Raw genomic sequence first — 20,662 nt, forward strand, 5'->3', positions numbered from 1 at the left:
GGTTTGGCGGTAAAGTTTCCCCCCATGCACCTCAAGAGTCTGACACTCAAGGGATTCAAATCCTTTGCGTCGGCAACGACTCTTCGGTTCGAGCCGGGGATCACCTGTGTCGTCGGGCCGAACGGCTCGGGTAAATCCAACGTCGTCGATGCGTTGACCTGGGTGATGGGCGAGCAGGGCGCCAAGGCTCTGCGCGGCGGCAAGATGGAAGACGTCATCTTTGCCGGCACCTCCGGCCGCGCGCCGCTGGGCCGCGCCGAGGTGACCTTGACCATCGACAACGCCGACGGCGCGCTCCCGATCGAGTACTCCGAGGTGTCGATCACGCGCCGGATGTTCCGCGACGGCGCGGGGGAGTACGAGATCAACGGCTCGTCCTGCCGTCTGATGGACGTCCAGGAACTGCTCAGCGACTCCGGTATCGGCCGCGAAATGCATGTCATCGTCGGGCAGGGACGGCTCGCCGCGATCCTCGAATCCCGCCCCGAGGATCGACGCGCCTTCATCGAAGAAGCCGCGGGAGTCCTCAAACATCGCCGCCGCAAGGAAAAAGCGGTACGCAAGCTCGATTCCATGCAGGCCAATCTCGCTCGACTCAGTGACCTCACCGCGGAACTGCGTCGGCAACTCAAACCGCTGGGACGCCAGGCCGAGGTTGCTCGGCGAGCACAGACGGTCCAGGCTGACCTGCGTGATGCCAAGATGCGGCTGGCCGCTGACGACCTGGTGACCCGTCGAACCCAACTGAACGACCAGGCGCAGGACGAGAAAGCGGCCCGCGAACAGCACAACGAGGTGGCGTCCGCGCTCGACGAGGCCAACCTCGAACTCGGGCGCCAGGAGCAAGCTCTCGCTCGTCTGACTCCGGGATCGGAAGCGGCAGCGCAGAGTTGGTTCCAGCTCTCCGCGCTTGCCGAACGAGTCAACGCCACCGTGCGCATCGCCCGCGAGCGTGCACGACATCTCGACTCCGAACCCGTCGGCAACCGCGGCCAGGACCCGGACGAGATGGAAGCGCGCGCCGAACGTCTTGCGGCCGAGGAGGCCGAACTCCTCGAAGGCGTCGAAATCGCGCGAGCGGCGTCGGAAGCTGCTCGGGACCAGCTGGCAGCCACCGAAGATGCTGCAGCAGAAGCGGAACGGGCGCACATGGCGGAAGTTCGTGCCGTCGCCGACCGCCGTGAAGGACTTGCTCGACTCTCCGGTCAGGTAGACACTCTGCGTACCCGCGTCGAATCAGTCGACGCGGAGGTTTCGCGACTGACCGAGGCCATCGACGAGGCTCGTCTGCGTGGGGATGCCGCACAAGCCGAGTTCGACACGGTGCAGGAAAGCATCGGGGACCTCGACGCCGGTGAAGTAGGCCTCGACACCAATCATGAACGCGCCGTCGAAGCTCTCGAGATGATCGACGCACGTGTCGAAGAACTTCGTGAGGAAGAAAAGACGAGCGGGCAACGCATAGCTTCGCTCCGTGCGCGCGTCGAGGCACTGTCGATGGGCTTGCAGCGCAAGGACGGTGGCGGCTGGCTGCTCGAACATCGGCGCGACGACGGCATCACCTCGCTGGTCGGATTGATTCACGTCGAACCCGGCTACGAAGCTGCCATCGCTGCCGCGATGGGGCCGGCGGCGGACGCCGTCGTGGCGCAGTCGCTGGACTCGGCTCGCTCCGCTGTTGCAGCGCTGGCAGATCAGGACGGTGGGCGTGCGTCGCTGATCGTGAGCGGTGAACCGGTGATCAAACGCGAGGCCGAGATCGCACCGGGCAGTCGTCCTGCCGTCGACGTCATCGACTGCCCTGACGAGTTGCGTGCGGGGTTGACCGCAATACTCGATGGCGTTGTCCTGGTCGAGACCCTCGAGGACGCGATTCGAGTTGTTGCTGACCACAAGGGAATTCGTGCAGTGACGCGTTCCGGCGATCTGCACGGTTCGGGGTGGATGATCGGTGGCTCGGATCGGCAACCCAGCACGCTGGAGGTACAGGCGGCGATCGACGCGTCAGCAGCGGAACTGGCGGCAACGGAGAGCCGATCCGAGGAACTCGACGCGGCGCTGTCCGGCGCTCTGGCCGAACAGGCCGCTCGACGCGAGACCGCGGAGCAGACTTTGGCGGCGCTCAACGAGTCGGACGCCGCCATGTCCGCCATTTACGAGCAGTTGGGCAGATTGGGGCAGGCAGCACGAGTCGCCCACGCGGAATCCGAGCGGTTGACCGCCCAGCGAGTGCGTGCCGAGGAGGGCCGCGGTGAGTCGCTGACAAAGCTGGCGGACCTGGAAGAACGTCTGCGTGTGGCCGAAACCGACGGCAGTGCACCGGGACACGGTGCGGAATCGACCGCTGCCGATCGCGAAATGGCCGCAGCAGCGCTGGCCGAAGTGCGCATAGTCGAAATGGATGCTCGCCTTGCCGTGCGCACCGCCGAAGAACGTGCGGAATCCGTACGCGGAAAGGCTGATTCGCTTCGCCGCGCCGCTGCTGCCGAACGAGAGGCACGAATTCGCGCCGAGCGGGCTCTGCGCGCCAGAGCGCACGCTGCGGAGGTTGCAGCTGCCGTCGCCGAGTCGGGGCAGCGCGTGGCGGCCGAACTCGAGGCCGTCGTCGCTGCAGCTCTTGCTCATCGCGACGAGTTGGCTCGGGCCCGCTCCGAGTGCACGGCCAAGCTGGATCAGGTCCGCGAGATCGTCCGGGCACTGACCGGACAGCTCGCTTCACTCACCGACGCCGTCCATCGCGACGAGGTTGCGAAGGCTCAGGCAGCGCTGCGCATCGAACAACTCGAGGAGTCGATCCTCGATCAGTACGGTATCGGCCTCGATGATCTGATCGCCGAGTACGGACCCGACGTCGTATTGCCGCCGACCGCTCTCGAAATCGAGGAGTACGAGCAGGCCAAGGAGCGTGGGGAGCAGGTAACCGCCCCCGCTCCGCTTCCGTACGATCGTGCGACTCAGGAACGGCGCGCGAAGCGGGCGGAGAAAGACCTCGCCACCCTCGGCAAGGTCAATCCGCTGGCGCTCGAGGAATTCGCAGCTCTCGAGGAGCGGTACACCTTCCTCTCCACTCAGCTCGAAGACGTCAAGACCGCACGCAAGGACCTTCTTGCTGTGGTCGCAGACGTGGACGCGCGAATTCTGCAGGTGTTCACCGAGGCCTATGCCGACGTCGAGCGTGAGTTCGTGGGCGTGTTCGAGAAATTGTTCCCCGGGGGAGAAGGACGACTGGTTCTCACCGATCCGTCGGACATGCTGACCACAGGCATCGAAGTCGAGGCGCGTCCGCCCGGTAAGAAGGTCAAGCGGTTGTCGTTGCTGTCGGGCGGCGAGAAGTCCTTGACCGCGGTGGCCATGCTGGTCGCGATCTTCCGGGCACGCCCGTCCCCGTTCTACGTGATGGACGAGGTCGAGGCGGCGTTGGACGACACCAACCTGCGGCGGCTGATCGGACTCTTCGAACAATTGCGGGAGAAGTCGCAGTTGATCGTGATCACTCACCAGAAACCGACGATGGAAATCGCCGACGCGTTGTACGGAGTCAGCATGCGCGGCGACGGCATCACCACCGTGATTTCGCAGCGACTTCGCGGTCAAGACATGGCCTCGACGTAAGCCCTGCTCACTTTCCGGGTCGGAGCCTGAAACAATGGGCCGGTGACTACCCAGGCTTGGATCATCATCGCGGCTGTAGCGGCCGTACTACTCGTCGTTCTCGTTGCCGGATTCCTGCGCTACCGCAAGGGGCAGGTGTCGCTGAAGGCGCCCGAGACGAAGCCGGAGCTCGGCACCCCCGAGAAGGACAAGTCGGGCGGCTACAAGGCCGGCGGCGGGTTCAACTTCAGTCAAGGCTCGACGGCAACGGCGCCACCTCCGGTGGTTCCGACGCCGCCGGCCGCGGAGAAGCCGCCTGTCGTCGAAGAACCTGTCGTCGAGGAACCTGTTGCAGAGAAGCCGGCCGTCGTCGAGGAGCCGGTTGTCGAAGAACCCGCTGTTGTCGAGGAACCGGTTGTCGAAGAGCCGGTAATCGAAAAGCCGGTCGTAGAAGAACCACCAGTAGCAGAACCTGTTGTCGATGAACCTGTCGTTCCCGAACCTGTTGTCGTTCCCGAACCTGCAGTCGTACCCGAGCCCGTCGTAGTTCCCGAGTCCGTCGAGCCTGCACCGCTCGTGTTGGACGAGATCGACCCGACCGAGGGTCGGCTGGACCGACTGCGCGGGCGCCTCTCCCGCTCGCAGTCGGCAGTCGGCAAGAGCTTGCTCGGCCTACTCGGTGGCGGCGATCTCGACGAGGACTCGTGGGAAGAAGTCGAGGACACCCTTCTCATCGCAGACCTCGGCTCCGCGACCACGGAAAAGGTCGTCACGAAGCTTCGTGAGCAGATGGCCGCCCGCAGCGTCCGGACCGAGGCTGCCGCCCGCGCCCTTCTGCGTGAGGTGTTGATCGCCGAGCTGCGTCCCGAACTGGACCGCTCCATCCGCGCATTGCCGCACGATGATCACCCGGCTGTTCTGCTCGTCGTCGGCGTCAACGGAACCGGCAAGACAACCACCACCGGCAAGCTGGCTCGCGTGCTCGTCGCCGACGGTCGTCGCGTCGTGCTAGGTGCCGCGGACACGTTCCGCGCGGCCGCTGCTGATCAGCTCCAGACGTGGGCCGAGCGTGTCGGCGCAGAAGTTGTTCGTGGCAAGGAAGGTGGCGATCCCGCTGCGATTGCCTTCGACGCGGTCTCACGGGGCATCGCGGACGGCGTCGACGTGGTCCTCATCGACACCGCCGGCCGTTTGCACACCAAGACCGGTCTGATGGACGAGCTCGGCAAGGTCAAGCGGGTCATCGAGAAGAAGGCGTCGGTCGACGACGTTCTGCTGGTTCTCGATGCGACGGTCGGCCAGAACGGACTGGCGCAGGCTCGAGTGTTCGCGGAGGTCGTGGACATCACCGGCGTCGTACTGACCAAGCTGGACGGAACCGCCAAGGGCGGAATCGTCTTCCAGGTTCAGCATGAACTGGGTGTGCCGGTGAAGTTGGTCGGTCTCGGTGAAGGTGCCGACGACCTGGCGCCCTTCGAGCCGGGTGCGTTCGTCGACGCCCTGCTGGGCTGACGTCCCGTGCGCCTTTTTGGTAGCGCGAACTACCGAAAAGGCGCACAGGGTCGGTAGAACCCCCTGGCGAAACCTGTTTGCAACAAAGTTGGGCAATTGGTTCACGTCTGCGAAACGCGACAGCGCCATGGACGAAACACCAGCCCAGCACTCTTCTCCTTAACGACGTGCTGCCCGGCACGTGCGACTAGGAGGTAGTAAGTGAGTACCGACGATTTGTTGGCGAACTCCGGTAACGCCGCATGGATGCTGATGGCTGCATCTCTGGTCTTGCTGATGACACCCGGCCTCGCTTTCTTCTACGGCGGGATGTCTCGGTCCAAGTCCGTCCTGAACATGATGATGATGTCCTTCGGGGCCATGGCCGTCATCGGCGTCATCTACGTTCTGTGGGGATGGTCGATGTCCTACGGCACCGAGAACATCGGGGGCATTTTTGCCAACCCGTTCGAGTTCTTCGGCCTCAAGAACAGCATCACCGATGCTGACGGCAACTTCATCGCCGGCGCGTGGGGCTACCCCAACGTCATCGACATCGCGTTCCAGGTGACATTCGCGATCATCACCACCGCCCTTATCAGTGGTGCCCTGGCCGAGCGGGTCAAGTTCGGCACCTGGCTGCTGTTCTCGGGTATCTGGGTCACCGTCGTCTACTTCCCCCTCGCACACATGGTGTGGGGCGGCGGACTCCTCTCGGGCTCCGAGGACGGCATCGCGGCAAAGCTCTTCGGCACCACGGTCAACGAAGACGGAGTCACCGTCGCCAACGTCGCTCCGATCGACTTCGCCGGTGGCACAGTCGTTCACATCAACGCGGGTATGGCCGGTCTGGTCCTCGCCCTCATCGTCGGCAAGCGTCTCGGCTTCGGCAAGACCGCCTTCCGTCCGCACAACCTGCCCTTCGTGATGCTCGGCGCCGCACTTCTCTGGTTCGGTTGGTTCGGCTTCAACGCCGGTTCGGCATTCGCCGCCGACGGTAACGCCGGTCTCGCCTGGGTCAACACGACCACCGCGACGTGTGCCGCAGTCCTGGCCTGGCTCGCCACCGAGCGTATTCGTGACGGTCACGCCACCAGCCTCGGCGCAGCTTCCGGTGCGGTCGCCGGTCTGGTCGCCATCACCCCTGCTGCCGGTGCGCTCAACCCCGTCGGTTCCATCTTCCTCGGCGCCGTAGCCGGCATCCTGTCCGCTCTCGCAGTCGGCCTGAAGTTCCGCTTCGGCTTCGACGACTCGCTCGACGTCGTCGGTGTTCACCTTGTCTCCGGCCTGTGGGGCACGATCGGTATCGGATTCTTCGGCACCGCAACCGGCCTCTTCTACGGCGGCGACTACAAGCAACTGGTGGTTCAGATCGTGATCGCACTCGCAGCACTCGTCTTCACCGGCGTTCTGACGACGATCATCGGCTTCGCACTCAAGCCCCTGGGCTGGCGAATCTCGGCCGAGGACGAGGCACGCGGCATCGATGAGACCGAACACGCAGAGACCGCATACGACCTCGCGTGATCAGCACGTGATTAAAGTGAATTCAGGCACTTCAGAGTTTGGAAAGGGATGAGCACATGAAGCTGATCACAGCAATCGTCAAGCCGTTCACGCTCGAGGACGTCAAGACCGGACTCGAGCAGGCCGGAGTGCTGGGTATGACAGTCAGCGAAGTTCAGGGCTACGGCCGACAGAAGGGCCACACCGAGGTGTACCGAGGCGCGGAGTACTCCGTGGACTTCGTACCCAAGGTCCGGGTCGAGGTCGTCGTCGACGACGCGGCCGTGGACAAGGTGGTCGAGGTGATCGTCGAGGCCGCTCGCACCGGCAAGATCGGTGACGGCAAGGTGTGGGTCTCGCCAGTCGAGTCGGTCATCCGGGTTCGCACCGGGGAACGCGGTGGCGATGCACTCTGACCCGAAAGGGTCCGAGAACCTCGGCCCTGGTTCCGTCGCGAAAGCGACGGGGCCAGGGCCGGTCTCGTCAGGGGGATCCGACGAAGCTGCGGACCTGGCCCGCGCACGCAAGGCCCTACTCACCGGAGGCGTCAAGAACAGGAGGCTCGACGCCCCTTCTCTGCGACATGCACTGGTCGATCTGCACGAATTCTGGTTGACCACCAAGGGGACCGAACTGGGCATCAAACCGGATTGTGGGTTTGCCATCGTCGCCGTGGGTGGTCTTGGCCGACGCGAACTGTTGCCGTATTCCGATCTCGATCTGATTCTGCTGCACGACGACATGGACCCGGCGGTCGTGGCCCAGGTTGCGGACAGCCTGTGGTACCCGCTGTGGGACGCGCACATCAAACTCGACCACAGCGTGCGGACGCTTCCGCAGGCGCTTCAGGTTGCGGCCACCGACATGACGGCGGCACTCGGAATGCTCGAAGCACGCCACATTGCCGGCGATGTGGAGCTGAGCAACCTGTTGATCAGTGGTGTCCGTCGACAGTGGCGCATGGACATCCGCAGCCGATTCGACGAATTGATCACCCAGACCCGTACGAGGTGGGAGCGCAGCGGCGAGATCGCCCATCGCGCCGAACCGGATCTCAAGAGCGGCCGTGGCGGGCTGCGTGACGTCCAACTGCTCAACGCCCTGTCCATCGCGCAATTGACCGACGGGATGCCAGGGCTGGGACCCAACTCGCCCGGCGGCGGTCTGGCACTCGCGCACAGGCGGTTGCTCGACGTGCGCACCGAACTTCACCGCGTTGCCGGTCGCGCCCGCGATCAACTGCGAGCGCAGGACGCCGACGAAATCGGTGCGGCGCTGCGGATCGGTGATCGATTCGATCTGGCCCGCCTTCTCAGTGAATCGGCGCGCACCATCAGCTATTCGGTGGACGTCGGTATCCGTACCGCCGGAAACTCCTTGCCCCGGCGTGGTTTGTCGCGGCTGCGTCGCGCGCCGGTGCGGCGACCACTGGACGAGGGTGTCGTCGAGCATGCCGGCGAAGTTGTCCTGGCGCGCGATGCGAGGCCGAAGAAGGATCCCGGTCTGGTGATGCGGGTCGCGGCAGCGGCGGCCACCAACGGCATGCCGATCTCCGCGTCGACGCTCAATCGACTGGCCGACAATGCCCCGGAACTGCGTGAGCCGTGGCCGAAAAATGCGGTCAACGATCTCTTGGTCGTGCTCGGTTCGGGATCGCGTGCCGTTCCGGTGATCGAGGCGATGGACCGGACCGGGCTCTGGGGTCGCCTCCTGCCGGAGTGGGGGACCATTCGCGATCTTCCGCCGCGCGACGCCGTCCATACGTGGACGGTGGATCGCCACCTGGTCGAAACCGCCGCGTATGCAAGCGGATTCACCACTCGCGTCGCTCGGCCGGATCTGCTCATGCTCGGTGCGTTGATCCACGACATCGGGAAGGGGCGAGGGGGAGACCACAGCGTCGTCGGTGCCGAATTGGCCACCGCGATCGGAAATCGCTTGGGACTCTGGCCTTCCGACGTCGCGACGTTGACGGCGATGGTGCGCTATCACTTGCTGCTGCCGGAAACGGCGACCCGTCGCGACCTCGACGATCCGGCAACGGTGCAGCGAGTGGTCGACGCACTCGAAGGGGACGGGACGCTTCTCGATCTCCTGCATTCGTTGGCGGAGGCGGATTCGCTGGCCACCGGGCCTGGCGTCTGGGGCGACTGGAAGTCGTCTCTGATCGGTGAGCTCGTGCGTCGCTGCCGTTTGCTGATGGCGGGGGAGGAACTCCCACAACCCGACCCACTCGCTCCCGAGCAGTTGGCCATTGCCGAGGATGGCGGGGTTCACGTCTCGCTCGTACCGGCCGAGAATCCGCACACCTACGTCGTGACCGTCATCGCGCCCGACGCGCCCGGGCTGCTGTCTCGGGCTGCCGGAGTTCTGGCGCTGCAGTCGTTGCGGGTGCATTCCGCTTCGCTGGGGTCGCATGCGGGTTCGGCGGTCAATTCGTTTGTCGTCACACCGAGGTTCGGCACACCGCCGCAGGCTGTGCTGCTCAGGCAGGAATTGATCCGCGCTTCGGCCGGTGAACTGAATCTGCTCGAACTTCTCGATGCCAAGGACGAGGAGGCACGGGCAGAGCAGTGGGACGACCCGATCCAGACAAACAAGGATTCGGCGGTTCCGGTGCTCTATTCGCAGGCGCCGCCGCGGGTCATCTGGTTCGACGCGCCCGGTGACGGTCACGCGATCCTCGAATTGCGTACCGAAGACCGCGTAGGCCTGCTTTGCCGACTGGCCGCAGCACTCGAACACAGTGGTGCCGACATCCGGTGGGCGAAGGTCGCCACGTTGGGTTCCTCGGTGGTCGACGCGTTCTGCCTCGACTTCGGTGAGGCCGATACCCGCGCGGCGCGAGAGCGCGTCGAGGAGGCGGTGCTGGCGGTGGTTCCGGTGCCACAACCCAAGAAGAAAGAGGATTGACGGACCGGTTTCGGCAGTTACGCCCGCATCGGCTGGGATCGGTGCGGGCGTAGCGGCTAGGCTGGTGCCCGAGAATATCCACGGCTAACTCGCACGACCTTCAGGAGCGCACTCGGTGTTCGAATCCCTTTCCGACAGATTGACCGGATCTCTCAAGGATCTGCGTGGCAAGGGTCGTCTGTCCGGCGCCGACATCGACGCTACGGCCCGCGAGATCCGCCTTGCCCTGCTCGAGGCAGACGTCGCGCTTCCCGTAGTGCGCAGCTTCATCGCCAAGATCAAGGAACGCGCCAAGGGCGCCGAGGTCTCGGGTGCACTGAACCCGGCTCAGCAGGTCGTCAAGATCGTCAACGAAGAGCTGGTCGAGGTTCTCGGCGGCGAAACTCGTCGACTCCAGTTCGCCAAGACTCCGCCGACGGTCATCATGTTGGCCGGCCTGCAGGGTTCCGGTAAGACCACGCTGGCCGGAAAGTTGGCCAAGTGGCTCAAGGACCAGGGGCACACGCCCCTCCTCGTTGCCTGCGACCTTCAGCGTCCCGGCGCCGTCACTCAGCTTCAGATCGTCGGTGAGCGTGCGGGCGCGGCAGTCTTCGCGCCGCACCCCGGTACCTCCATCGGCGGCGGCGAAAACGCACTGGGCGTGTCCGCAGCCGACCCCGTCGAGGTCGCCCGGGCCGGCGTCGAAGAAGCACGCAACAAGCATTACGACGTCGTGATCGTCGACACCGCCGGTCGCCTCGGTATCGACTCCGAGCTGATGGCGCAGGCCGCCGGTATCCGTGACGCCGTCAACCCGGACGAGACCATCTTCGTCCTCGACGCCATGATCGGTCAGGACGCGGTCAGTACCGCCGACGCGTTCCGTGAGGGAGTCGGCATCACCGGTGTCGTCCTCACCAAGCTCGACGGCGACGCCCGCGGTGGCGCCGCACTGAGCGTCCGCGAGGTCACCGGCCAGCCGATCCTCTTCGCGTCCACCGGCGAGAAGCTCGAAGACTTCGACGTCTTCCACCCCGATCGCATGGCCAGCCGGATCCTCGGTATGGGCGACGTCCTGAGCCTCATCGAGCAGGCCGAGCAGGTTTTCGACGCCGATCAGGCCGAAGCGACCGCAGCGAAGATCGGTTCCGGTCAGCTCACCCTCGAAGACTTCCTCGATCAGATGATGGCCGTCCGCAAGATGGGCCCGATCGGCAACCTCCTCGGCATGCTGCCGGGTGCCGGCGGCATGAAGGACGCGCTGGCCAACGTCGACGAGAAGCAACTCGATCGCATTCAGGCCATCATCCGCGGTATGACGCCGGCCGAGCGCGACGATCCGAAGATCATCAACGCCTCACGCCGACTGCGCATCGCGAACGGTTCGGGCGTCAAGGTTTCCGACGTCAACCAGTTGGTGGATCGCTTCTTCGAAGCCCGCAAGATGATGGCTGCCATGGCCGGCCGTATGGGCATGCCCGGCGCGCGTAAGCAGGTTCGCAGCAAGAAGGGCAAGAAGGGCAAGAAGGGCGGCAAGGGCCCGACGCAGCCCAAGATGCGCGGAGGATTCCCCGGTATGGGCGGATTCCCGGGTATGCCCGGCGGAATGCCGGCCGGTATGCCCGACCTGTCGAACATGCCCAAGGGTCTCGATCAGTTGCCGCCCGGACTGGAAGGCATCGATCTTTCCCAGCTCAAGCTGCCCAAGAAGTAGTCGGTGGCTGCGCTTCATCTGCGGGGTATCGGTCTGCCCGATGCCGAGCCGATCGAATTGTGGATCGTCGACGGGCTGATTTCCTTCGAGGCGGTGTCCGGTGCGGAGACGATCGTCGAATCGGGTTGGATCACACCGGGTCTCGTGGATGCGCATTGTCACGTCGGTATCCGCTACGGCGGTGGCGGGGGCGAAACCGTCGACGGCTTGCTGGAGCAGGCGAAGACCGAACGTGACGCGGGCGTGCTGTTGCTCCGCGACGCCGGATCACCGGTCGACACCAGATTCATCGACGAGCGCCTCGATTTGCCGCGAATCATTCGCGCAGGTCAGCACATCGCGGCACCCAAGCGGTACATCCCGGGCTTGCCGGTCGACCTGGACGACGAATCTCAGTTGCCGGCCGAAGTAGTGCGTCAGGCACGCGCTGGTGACGGCTGGGTCAAGCTCGTCGGTGACTGGATCGATCGTTCCGTCGGCGATTTGGCTCCCTTGTGGAGCGACGAGATCCTGGTCGAGGCCATCGCTGCCGCCCACGCCGAAGGCGCAAAGGTCACCGCTCACGTTTTTGCCGAAGACGCTTTGCCCGGCCTGATCAACGCCGGTATCGACTGCATCGAGCACGGCACCGGATTGACGGACGCGACCATCGAGTCGATGGTCGCGCACGGCACGGCCCTGGTTCCGACGCTGATCAACATCGCTACTTTCCCCGAGATCGCGGACTCCGCCACGCGGTATCCGATCTACGCGGCGCATATGCGCGATTTGCACGCTCGTCGGCACCAGACAATCGGTGCCGCTCACGAGGCCGGGATTCCGATCTATGCCGGAACGGATGCCGGCGGTTCGATCAGGCACGGGCGGATCGCCGACGAGATCGCCGAACTCGAAGTTGCCGGATTGACAGCTCACGAGGCGTTGGGCGCAGCCAGCTGGGATGCGCGGAGTTGGCTGGGTGCCCAGGGCATCGAAGAGGGAGCGCCCGCCGACCTGGTGGTCTATTCCGAAGATCCGCGCGGAAACTCCGATGTGCTCGCGAAGCCGATGCGTGTGATCCTCCGCGGCACCCCCGTGAGTGGTTAGGGAGTCCCTGCACTCTCGAAGCGCGCACAGGGTGGTTTCCGAACGAGCCCACCCATCTGGCACAATGGACCATTGTTCGTCGCAACCGGTTACGTACCGCTGCGACGGTCACAGGATAGAGGCAAAACCGGGCTCACAAATCGTGTGGGTCGCTGAATTGCACGTGACATGCGCAGCACTGTTGTGCGCGCTGAAGGAGAACTGCAGCTGTGGCTGTCAAAATCAAGCTCACCCGCCTCGGCAAGATCCGCAACGCTCAGTACCGCGTTGTCATCGCCGACTCGCGCACCCGTCGTGACGGCCGTGCGATCGAGACCATCGGCAAGTACCACCCCAAGGAAGAGCCCTCGCTGATCGACATCGATTCCGAGCGCGCTCAGTACTGGCTGTCCGTGGGCGCACAGCCCACCGAGCCCGTCGAGGCACTCCTCAAGATCACCGGTGACTGGCAGAAGTTCAAGGGCCTGCCGGGCACCGAAGGCACCCTGCGCGTCAAGGAAGCCAAGCCCACCAAGCTCGAGCTCTTCCAGGCTGCGCTCGCGCAGGCCGAGAACGAGCCGGTTGCAGAAGCAATCACCCCCAAGAAGAAGAAGGCTGCAAAGGCTGACGAGGCCAAGGCAGAAGACACCGCGGCTGACGCCGAGGCTCCCGCTGCAGACGCCGAGGCTGCTGACAAGTGAGTGCCGTCGTCGCTGATGCGGTAGAGCATCTCGTGCGTGGCATCGTCGCCAATCCCGACGATGTGCGTGTCGAGCTGATCACCGGACGTCGGGGACGGACCGTCGAGGTGCATGTGCACCCCGACGATCTCGGCAAGGTCATCGGTCGGGGTGGTCGCACGGCGACCGCTCTGCGGACCTTGGTCTCCGGCATCGGTGGCCGCGGTATCCGTGTTGATGTCGTCGACACCGATCAGTAGACGGCAGTAAACAGGTGGAACTCGTAGTCGGTCGTGTCGCGAAGTCGCATGGCATCAAAGGTGAATTGGTAGTCGAGGTTCGTACAGACGAGCCCGAAGATCGTTTTGCCGTAGGTTCTGTGCTGCGTGGGCGCAAGCCGCGCGAGTCCACACTGAAGTCGTACACAGTGGAAGCCGCCCGGGATCATTCCGGGCGGCTTCTGCTGCGCCTCGAAGGCGTCAGTGACCGTGGCGACGCAGATGCGTTGCGCGGCACACTGTTTGTCATCGACAGTTCCGAACTCGAGCCTTCGGATGATCCGGACGAGTTCTACGACCACGAACTCGAAGGACTGAAGGTCGTCCTCACGGACGGTACCGAGGTCGGTTCGGTCATCGAGGTATTGCATTCCGCCGCAGGCGAATTGCTTTCGATTCGTCGTACCGGCGAGACGTCCGGTGAATTGCTGATCCCGTTTGTCGCCGCCATCGTCACCTCGGTGTCGATTGCCGACGGCGTCGTGATGATCGAGCCTCCCGAGGGACTGCTCGACCCGGATTTCGGCGACAAGTCGAACAGCGATAATTCGAACTCAGACAACGACTGATCGTTTGTCATGCGTCTCGACGTCGTCACCATCTTTCCCGAGTATCTCGAACCGCTTCGTGCTGCCTTGCTGGGCAAGGCAATCGAACGTGGCTTGATCTCGGTCGACGTCCACGATCTTCGGTCGTGGACCCATGACGTACACAAAGCCGTCGACGATTCCCCGTACGGCGGCGGACCCGGCATGGTCATGAAACCCACCGTCTGGGGTCCGGCACTGGACGACGTGATCGGTCGCTCCGATTCTTCCGGCCCGGATGATGCCGAGACGATCCTGGTGGTGCCGACTCCCGCCGGCGTCCCGTTCACTCAGGCGACCGCACATCGCTGGGCCACCGCCAAGCACCTTGTCTTCGCCTGCGGCCGATACGAAGGTATCGACCAACGCGTCTTCGATGACGCCGCCAAGCGGGTTCGCGTCGAAGAAGTCAGTATCGGCGATTACGTTCTGATCGGCGGTGAAGCAGCCGTGCTGGTGATGGTCGAGGCTGTTGTGCGACTGATGCCCGGCGTTCTCGGCAATCAGCTGTCGCACCAAGAGGATTCGTTCTCCGACGGGCTCCTCGAAGGGCCCAGTTACACTCGCCCCGCCGTGTGGCGTGATCTCGAGGTTCCGCCTGTTCTGCTTTCCGGAGATCACGCGAAGATCAAGGCGTGGCGCCATGAGCAGTCGCTGCAGCGCACGGCCGAGCGTCGACCGGATCTACTTCCTTAGGTATTTCTCTTCAACCAGGTGATGCTTGCGCCGTCGTCGAGCGATTCGGTTGCAGTCGGTGTGAACAGTGTCGGCTCGAAGTTACCTCTGATCATCGGTATGCCCGCGCCGGCGACAACCGGATACCTTTTGACGATCAACTCGTCGATCTCCGGTAGTAGTTCGCCGGCGAGAGTTCCGCCGCCGCACAGCCAGATATCTTGTCCTTCTTCCTCTTTGAGGGATCTGACGACCGCACGTGGATCGGTGCGAACGATGGTGACCGCGGGATCCTCGGCGTCAGGGAGGGTGCTGGAGACGACGAACTGGCGCAGGTGCGCAAAGGGGCTGGTCACGCCGAGGCTCAGCCCGGGCTCGTAAGAGCCGCGGCCCATGACGACCGTGTCGAAGGTTCTGTTGGGTGCGTCCTCGATTCCGAGAGCGGGCCGCACATGCGTTGGCACGGTCTCGGGATATCGATCGCATATCCAGGCCGTGATCTGTTCGGAAACCGGGAAGAAATCGAATTCGCCGTCTGGTCCCGCGATGTAGCCGTCGAGGGAAGCTCCCACGTAGTACACAAGCTTTCGCATGAAACGCTCCGTTCGTAGTACTATGTTTGTAGTGGTTTAACTTAGGGGCGTGTCAGGAGTGATGTCAAGTGCGAAAGAACCCGGAACGACGGCTTGCCCTGATCGACGCGGCAATCGAGGTGTTGGCCCGAGAGGGTGCTCGAGGCTTGACCTTTCGAGCCGTCGACACCCAGGCAGCCGTGCCGAACGGGACAGCGTCGAACTACTTCTCCAATCGCGACGACCTACTCACGCAAGCCGGTGGCCGGATCTACGAGCGACTGATTCCGGACGACCTCGAGGGATTGATCGATCCTGTCAACGGCACCGATCGTGAGCGACTGGTGACGCTCATGCTCGACGTGGTCGAGCGGGTCACCTCGTTTGGAACGGGTTTCCTCGCGCTCATGGAGTTGCGGCTGGAGGCGATACGTCGTCCGGACCTGCGAGCGGTCCTGACCGTCCGCATCCGAGAAGACTTCGATCTGAACGTAGCCAATCATCTGGCGTCGCGCGTGCCGGGTGATGCGATGACCGTTCGCCTGCTCTATTTGTCGCTGAACTGGCTCGTACTGGATCGACTGACATTGCCGAACCTGTTCGGGGAGGAAGATATTCGTACGATCGTCGAGGCCGCGGTGGATCGAGCACTACCCCGCGAATCGTAGAAGGGTCAGTGCCGCTCGGCAGGTTTGCGGCGGAACGAGAAGTATCGATGACCGAAGAAACTCACCCCGGCAACGATCAACATGACAACCGCCTGGGCGGGAAGCGGCGGGGCATGCAGAATCGACACCGCGATCGTTCCGAGTATCAGATTCAGCACGAGGCCACCGGAATTGACGACGATGAACGCGCCCAGGTCGCGTGCCACATGTCCGCGGACGCGGAAAACCAACGTCCGATGCAGAACGAAAGCGATGAGCACGCTGATGGAGTACGCACCGATCACAGCCACTTGATACAGATCCTTGTTGTCGAGGATCAGTGACCAGATCACGAAGAGCCCGTATCCGATCGCCGTGTTGGCCACTCCGACAATGGCAAACGCGATGGGTTGATGCTTGACCACCCGCAGCAGTGGGCCGGGGTTCTCGGGTGATGCGATGTCTTCGGTCATGAAGACTCGGTTTTCACGGTGTTGATCCGGTCCTTGCGTCGTGTCCGCAGATACATCCACTCGAGCACGCCGAGTCCGAGGATTCCGGCGACCATCGAAGCGCCGCCGACCTTCCATCCCGGGGGTCGCCACGTGAGGACAAGTTCAGCGTCCTTCGTCCCGGCTGGGATGTCCACGGTGACAAAGGACTTCGCGACGACGTCGATCGGGACAGGCTGACCGTCGAGGCTAGCTCGATACCCGGGCCAGCCGAGCCGTGCGAACACAACCTTGCCGCCGGTCTCCGAACTGACACGAAGGGTGCTCGACATGTTCGATTCCGCGGTCGAAACAGCTTCGACGCCACGGGTATCGGCGATGCGGCCGTTTCGTGTCGAGACGGGGCCGTCGACGCGTTCGAGCACGGAGATGTAGTTCTCGTGTCCGGGGTAGTCGACCCATGTCCACCCGTCGGGGGCCGGGTTCTTACGTGCGTCGGGGTAGAGGGCGTTCTGCAGTACGACGCGGTCCACCTTCATCAGGTCGACGATGGTGCGGCCGGTGGTGGGTTCGACGGTGAATGCCCGCCGGAAGGCGTCGGGGCAGACGCTCATGTCCCAGCGCATGCAGAGCAGATCACCGAAGTAGAAGTGCCCGTTGGGGGTGTAGCCGCTGGTGTAGGTCAGTTCGAGGTCTTTGGGGTAGTTTCCGAAAGCCAGGGAACCGTATGCTCCGTCGAGGGTTTTGTCCCCGGGTGCGATGAGTGCACGGTCGCCCAGTTGCAGTGTCGTGCCTTCGAAGTCGGGGAAGGTCTCTTTCATCTCCGAGCGGGATTCGGGCAGGTTCCAGCTCATCGGGGTTGGTTGCGCGGCCCGAACCTGGGCGTAGGCGATGGGGGAGACCGCGACGATCGCTACGAGGCATGCGAAAGCAGTGCCTTTGGTACGGCCGAGCCAGACCATCGCGGCGCCGAGTGCGGCAACGAGCAGGGCTGAGATCACATGCCATTTTGCGAGCCCGGGAGCTGCCGAGGCGGACCTGATCAAAAGCAGGCCCACGAGGATTCCCGCTGCAACGCAGCGTCCGCGCAACTTGTCGGTCGTGGCGTAACGCCCGAGCAGGATGCACACCAGAAGCAGGAGTCCGATGGCCACCATCGGAAGCACGCGCGCGGGCCACCGCAGTGGGCCGATCGTGCTCGGCCCGGCAGTCCACATGAGGACGGCGACCGTGAAGATCCCGACGGCGGTCAATTCGCGTGCCGCGGCGCGTGCCTTGCCCCAGTCGATGAACGCCAGAGCTGGAATGAGGAACCACGCGACGTAGACCATGGGCATGGTCTGGATGTATCCCCACCACGAGGAGAATGCGGGCATCGTGCTCGGCAGGCTCGCGTTCAGCGATTCCGACCAGGGAACGGCGAGGAATGCGTCGTTCTTGACTTCGGATGCACCGCGCCAGGTGACGTCGGCGGTGAGCAGGCTCGGCAGATACGTCGCGAGACCGGCGAGGGCGGCACAGGCAGACACCGCCAGAAGCCGCAGCGACGGCAGCCAACGCCGCTGATAGACAACTTCGCCGATCGCGACTGCGACGATCATCAAGCCGGATTCGACTGCGGGGAAAACATATTGGACCGACATCGCGAGATACAAGAACACGAAGGTCGGGATCGGACCGCTCTTGCCTCTGGCGTAGCGGATTGCCGAGGCCCACGCCTGAACCATCCAGGCAGTGCCGGTGAAGGCTGTCATCCAACTGGCCGAGTCGAAGAAGAGGAGGAAACCGGTGAACGGAATCGAGACTCCGGCGACCGCAGCCCACGTGGGCTTCGAGCCGTACTCCAGGCAGATCCGATAGACGCCCAGCGCAAGGATGATCGCGAAGATCAATTTCACGATCGTCGCGTACAGCGCCAGGTTGTCGAAGGACGGTGCGATCAGGTCGATCAGAAGTTGTGGCGGATTGAGAAGGCCCGCTTCCTCGATCGCGTAGTTGCCCGCCATCCAGTTCTCGGGGACGAGTACCGGTAGGTGTCCTTCTCGCAGGCTACGGCCGAGCATGACCCACAGCGGCGCGTACTGGGACTCGGTGTCGTCGGTGTAGAAGTGACGAGCGTTCGCGAGCACCACGGCCAGGTAGCCGGCGATGACACCGACCGCCGTGACGGCGCCCCACTTGTACACGTCTGCCCGGGCGAGAGTGCGAGTTTCCACCACGAGTTCCAGACCTTAACAGGGCAGGTGGGGCGCGCGGAGACGCGAGCGCATCACGCGCCGTCGGCATCCGAAGTCCGGACATCTCTGCGTGTTAAAGTTCGCGACGGTGTGGGCCCGATCGTGCCTGTCTCTCGGCGCCAGTCGAGCCCCTGAAGGGAGTGGAAGCGAGTGCACTCGATTTCCGTCGTAGTGCCCGTTTATCAGGGCGAAAAGACGATCACGGCGCTCGTCGAGGAGTTGGACGGCCTGTGCGCACCGAGTTCGACGCCCGGTGGAGCGCAGTTCACCGTCGACGAGATCGTGCTGGTTCACGACAACGGTCCGGACCGTTCCGACGTCGTGTTACTCGAATTGGAGCGCCGTTTCGATCAGGTGCGTGTCGTGTGGCTCAGTCGCAACTACGGCCAGGACGCGGCGACTATCGCCGGTATGGCCGTTGCACGTGGCCAGTGGATCGTGACGATGGACGAAGACGGCCAGCACGACCCGGTGCACATCGGGGCTTTCCTCGACACCGCGCTGACGGAGCGATCCGATCTCGTGTATTCCAAACCCACGAACACCCGCCCGCATGGATTCTTGCGGAACCTGACCTCGCGCGGCGCAAAGATCGTCTTGGCGACGGTATTCGCGTTCCCTGATTCGACGAGATTCGAAAGTTACCGCCTGATCCGAGGTGACATCGGCCGACAGTTGGCCGGCGTCGCCGCCAACGGTGTGTATCTGGACGTCGCGCTGACGTGGGTTGTCGGCAATACCGCCACGGCGCCGGTGACACTTCGAGCGGAAGGCCGCGAGGAATCGGGGTACAACTATCGCCGTTTGTTCTCGTTGTTCTGGAAGATGGTGTTGTGTAGCGGAACACGCGGTCTGCGACTGGTGAGTCTGCTCGGGGTCACCCTGGCGTCGGCCGGTGTGATCATGGCTGCGGTGATCTTCGTCCAAGCCATGACCGGTGACAACAACGACCCGGAAGGATGGGCGTCGATCATCATGGCGCTGCTGGTCTGTTCGGGTGCGATCCTGTTCTCGCTCGGTCTCATCGCCGAATACCTTGGCGTGGCACTGCACGTCCTTGTCGGAAAGCCTCTGTATCTGACTGTCGATTCACCGCGGCCCGGAACCTCGATCGATCGGCGTAGTCGTGAGCACTGATCGCATCATCTTCTCCCGCCCCTATCGGGCATCGAACGAATTGTCGAATCTGGCAACGGTTCTGGAGTCCGATCACATTCACGGTGACGGACGTTTCACCAAGTCCGCGACTGCAGCGCTCAAAGCGATCACCGGATCCACGCATGCTCTGCTGACGACCTCGTGCACGCACGCACTCGAATTGGGTGCGCTGCTACTCGAATTGGGCCCAGGTGACGAGGTGATCGTCCCGAGCTTCGCGTTCAGTTCGGCGGCAACCGCCGTCGCGTTGCGCGGTGCCACTGTTGTTTTCGTCGACATCGATCCGAGTACCGGCAATATCGATCCCGACTGCGTCGCAGCGGCAATCACGGAACGAACGAAAGCAGTACTGGTCATGCATTACGGCGGAGTCGCCGCCGACATGGAACCCCTCCTCGACCTCGCGGAACTCCACGGTGTCGCGTTGATCGAAGACAACGCTCACGGGCTCGGCGGAAAGTGGCGCGGGCGGGCGCTCGGCACCATCGGAACTATCGGTACGCAGAGTTTTCACGACACCAAGAACGTTCACTGCGGCGAGGGTGGCGCGCTGTTGCTCTCCGACGATCAGTTGATGACCCGCGCCGAAATCATCCGTGAGAAGGGGACCGACCGTGCGCGTTTCCTGCGCGGCCAGGTCGACAAGTATTCGTGGCAGGACATCGGGTCGAGTTATCTGCCCAGTGAACTCAATGCTGCTGTCCTCGACGCACAACTCTCGGAGTTCGACGCGATTCAGGCGGCCAGGCATCGCGTCTGGGATGCCTACAGCGTGAGTCTGGGCGAGTGGGCGTCCGAGAACGGTGTCGTTCCCATGGCGGTTCCCGATGATCGCGAGCACACCGCGCACCTGTTCTATCTCAAGATGCCTACCGAAGAGAGCCGCGACGGCTTGATTCGGCATCTTGCCGCCGACGGAATCGTGGCGCCGTTCCACTACATTCCGCTCGATACGAGTGCGGCCGGTGTGCGCTACGGACGAACACCGGAGCCGTGTGTGCGTAGCGCCGAGTTCTCCGCGTCGATCCTTCGACTGCCGCTGTGGCCCATGCTCACGTCCGAACAACAGGAACGGGTCATCGGTTCGGTCCTCGAGTACAAGCAGGCTTGAGGACGA

Annotated in this window: 17 protein-coding genes; 14 read left to right on the forward strand and 3 right to left on the reverse strand. The window is 63.6% G+C overall.

Going from position 1 to position 20,662, the window contains the following annotated elements:
• The first annotated feature begins 24 nt into the window (after positions 1 to 24).
• From smc to trmD, 11 genes are all read left to right on the forward strand, one after another.
• On the forward strand, positions 25 to 3,612 hold the full coding sequence (smc, locus tag RA302_RS11840) for a chromosome segregation protein SMC (RefSeq protein WP_338480775.1): 3,588 nt from the start codon (positions 25 to 27) through the stop codon (positions 3,610 to 3,612).
• Positions 3,613 to 3,654: 42 nt separating this feature from the next.
• Positions 3,655 to 5,103, forward strand: a complete 1,449-nt coding sequence (ftsY, locus tag RA302_RS11845) for a signal recognition particle-docking protein FtsY (protein WP_338480777.1) — start codon at positions 3,655 to 3,657, stop codon at positions 5,101 to 5,103.
• A gap of 246 nt (positions 5,104 to 5,349) precedes the next feature.
• Positions 5,350 to 6,609 carry an ammonium transporter gene (locus tag RA302_RS11850; protein WP_051636583.1) on the forward strand — a complete coding sequence of 420 codons (1,260 nt, stop codon included), beginning with the start codon at positions 5,350 to 5,352 and terminating at the stop codon, positions 6,607 to 6,609.
• Between the two features lie 56 nt (positions 6,610 to 6,665).
• Complete coding sequence (locus RA302_RS11855) at positions 6,666 to 7,004, forward strand: P-II family nitrogen regulator (RefSeq protein WP_003942772.1); 339 nt, start codon at positions 6,666 to 6,668, stop codon at positions 7,002 to 7,004.
• On the forward strand, positions 6,994 to 9,501 hold the full coding sequence (locus tag RA302_RS11860; RefSeq protein WP_020907284.1) for a [protein-PII] uridylyltransferase: 2,508 nt from the start codon (positions 6,994 to 6,996) through the stop codon (positions 9,499 to 9,501). The genes RA302_RS11855 and RA302_RS11860 overlap by 11 nt, the downstream gene beginning before the upstream one ends.
• 115 nt (positions 9,502 to 9,616) lie before the next feature.
• The gene (gene ffh / locus RA302_RS11865) at positions 9,617 to 11,194 is read left to right on the forward strand and encodes a signal recognition particle protein (RefSeq protein ID WP_003942713.1); all 1,578 of its coding nucleotides are present in this window, start codon (positions 9,617 to 9,619) and stop codon (positions 11,192 to 11,194) included.
• Between the two features lie 3 nt (positions 11,195 to 11,197).
• On the forward strand, positions 11,198 to 12,280 hold the full coding sequence (locus RA302_RS11870; RefSeq protein WP_269577753.1) for an amidohydrolase family protein: 1,083 nt from the start codon (positions 11,198 to 11,200) through the stop codon (positions 12,278 to 12,280).
• Positions 12,281 to 12,489: 209 nt separating this feature from the next.
• On the forward strand, positions 12,490 to 12,960 hold the full coding sequence (gene rpsP, locus RA302_RS11875; protein WP_003942818.1) for a 30S ribosomal protein S16: 471 nt from the start codon (positions 12,490 to 12,492) through the stop codon (positions 12,958 to 12,960).
• Positions 12,957 to 13,199 (forward strand): RNA-binding protein, encoded by a 243-nt coding sequence (locus RA302_RS11880; protein ID WP_003939023.1) that lies wholly within the window; start codon positions 12,957 to 12,959, stop codon positions 13,197 to 13,199. Before rpsP ends, RA302_RS11880 begins: the two co-directional genes overlap by 4 nt.
• 14 nt (positions 13,200 to 13,213) lie before the next feature.
• Positions 13,214 to 13,786 (forward strand): ribosome maturation factor RimM, encoded by a 573-nt coding sequence (gene rimM, locus RA302_RS11885; RefSeq protein WP_020907286.1) that lies wholly within the window; start codon positions 13,214 to 13,216, stop codon positions 13,784 to 13,786.
• A 9-nt stretch (positions 13,787 to 13,795) separates the two neighbouring features.
• The gene (gene trmD, locus RA302_RS11890) at positions 13,796 to 14,500 is read left to right on the forward strand and encodes a tRNA (guanosine(37)-N1)-methyltransferase TrmD (protein WP_019747962.1); all 705 of its coding nucleotides are present in this window, start codon (positions 13,796 to 13,798) and stop codon (positions 14,498 to 14,500) included.
• Here the strand turns inward: trmD and RA302_RS11895 are convergent.
• A complete protein-coding gene (locus tag RA302_RS11895) occupies positions 14,497 to 15,072 on the reverse strand; it encodes a dihydrofolate reductase family protein (protein WP_097387494.1) in 576 nt (191 codons plus the stop codon). The genes trmD and RA302_RS11895 overlap by 4 nt on opposite strands.
• Positions 15,073 to 15,140: 68 nt before the next feature.
• Between RA302_RS11895 and RA302_RS11900 the strand changes: the two genes are divergently transcribed.
• Positions 15,141 to 15,719: a TetR family transcriptional regulator gene (locus tag RA302_RS11900; RefSeq protein ID WP_338480798.1), complete on the forward strand. Its 579-nt coding sequence runs from the start codon at positions 15,141 to 15,143 to the stop codon at positions 15,717 to 15,719.
• A 5-nt stretch (positions 15,720 to 15,724) separates the two neighbouring features.
• Here the strand turns inward: RA302_RS11900 and RA302_RS11905 are convergent, their stop codons facing one another.
• Together RA302_RS11905 and RA302_RS11910 are read right to left on the reverse strand one after the other, a co-directional pair.
• Complete coding sequence (locus tag RA302_RS11905; protein WP_020969332.1) at positions 15,725 to 16,171, reverse strand: GtrA family protein; 447 nt, start codon at positions 16,169 to 16,171, stop codon at positions 15,725 to 15,727.
• The gene (locus RA302_RS11910) at positions 16,168 to 18,366 is read right to left on the reverse strand and encodes a hypothetical protein (protein WP_338480800.1); all 2,199 of its coding nucleotides are present in this window, start codon (positions 18,364 to 18,366) and stop codon (positions 16,168 to 16,170) included. Before RA302_RS11910 ends, RA302_RS11905 begins: the two co-directional genes overlap by 4 nt.
• Positions 18,367 to 18,537: 171 nt before the next feature.
• Between RA302_RS11910 and RA302_RS11915 the strand changes: the two genes are divergently transcribed.
• Both RA302_RS11915 and rffA read left to right on the forward strand, forming a co-directional pair.
• Entirely contained in the window at positions 18,538 to 19,524 is a 987-nt protein-coding gene (locus tag RA302_RS11915; RefSeq protein WP_019747967.1) for a glycosyltransferase, read from the forward strand.
• The gene (gene rffA / locus RA302_RS11920; protein WP_021343913.1) at positions 19,514 to 20,656 is read left to right on the forward strand and encodes a dTDP-4-amino-4,6-dideoxygalactose transaminase; all 1,143 of its coding nucleotides are present in this window, start codon (positions 19,514 to 19,516) and stop codon (positions 20,654 to 20,656) included. The genes RA302_RS11915 and rffA overlap by 11 nt, the downstream gene beginning before the upstream one ends.
• Positions 20,657 to 20,662: the final 6 nt, after the last annotated feature.

This window comes from Rhodococcus sp. DN22 (assembly GCF_036669995.1).
GTDB classification, from domain to species: domain Bacteria; phylum Actinomycetota; class Actinomycetes; order Mycobacteriales; family Mycobacteriaceae; genus Rhodococcus_F; species Rhodococcus_F erythropolis.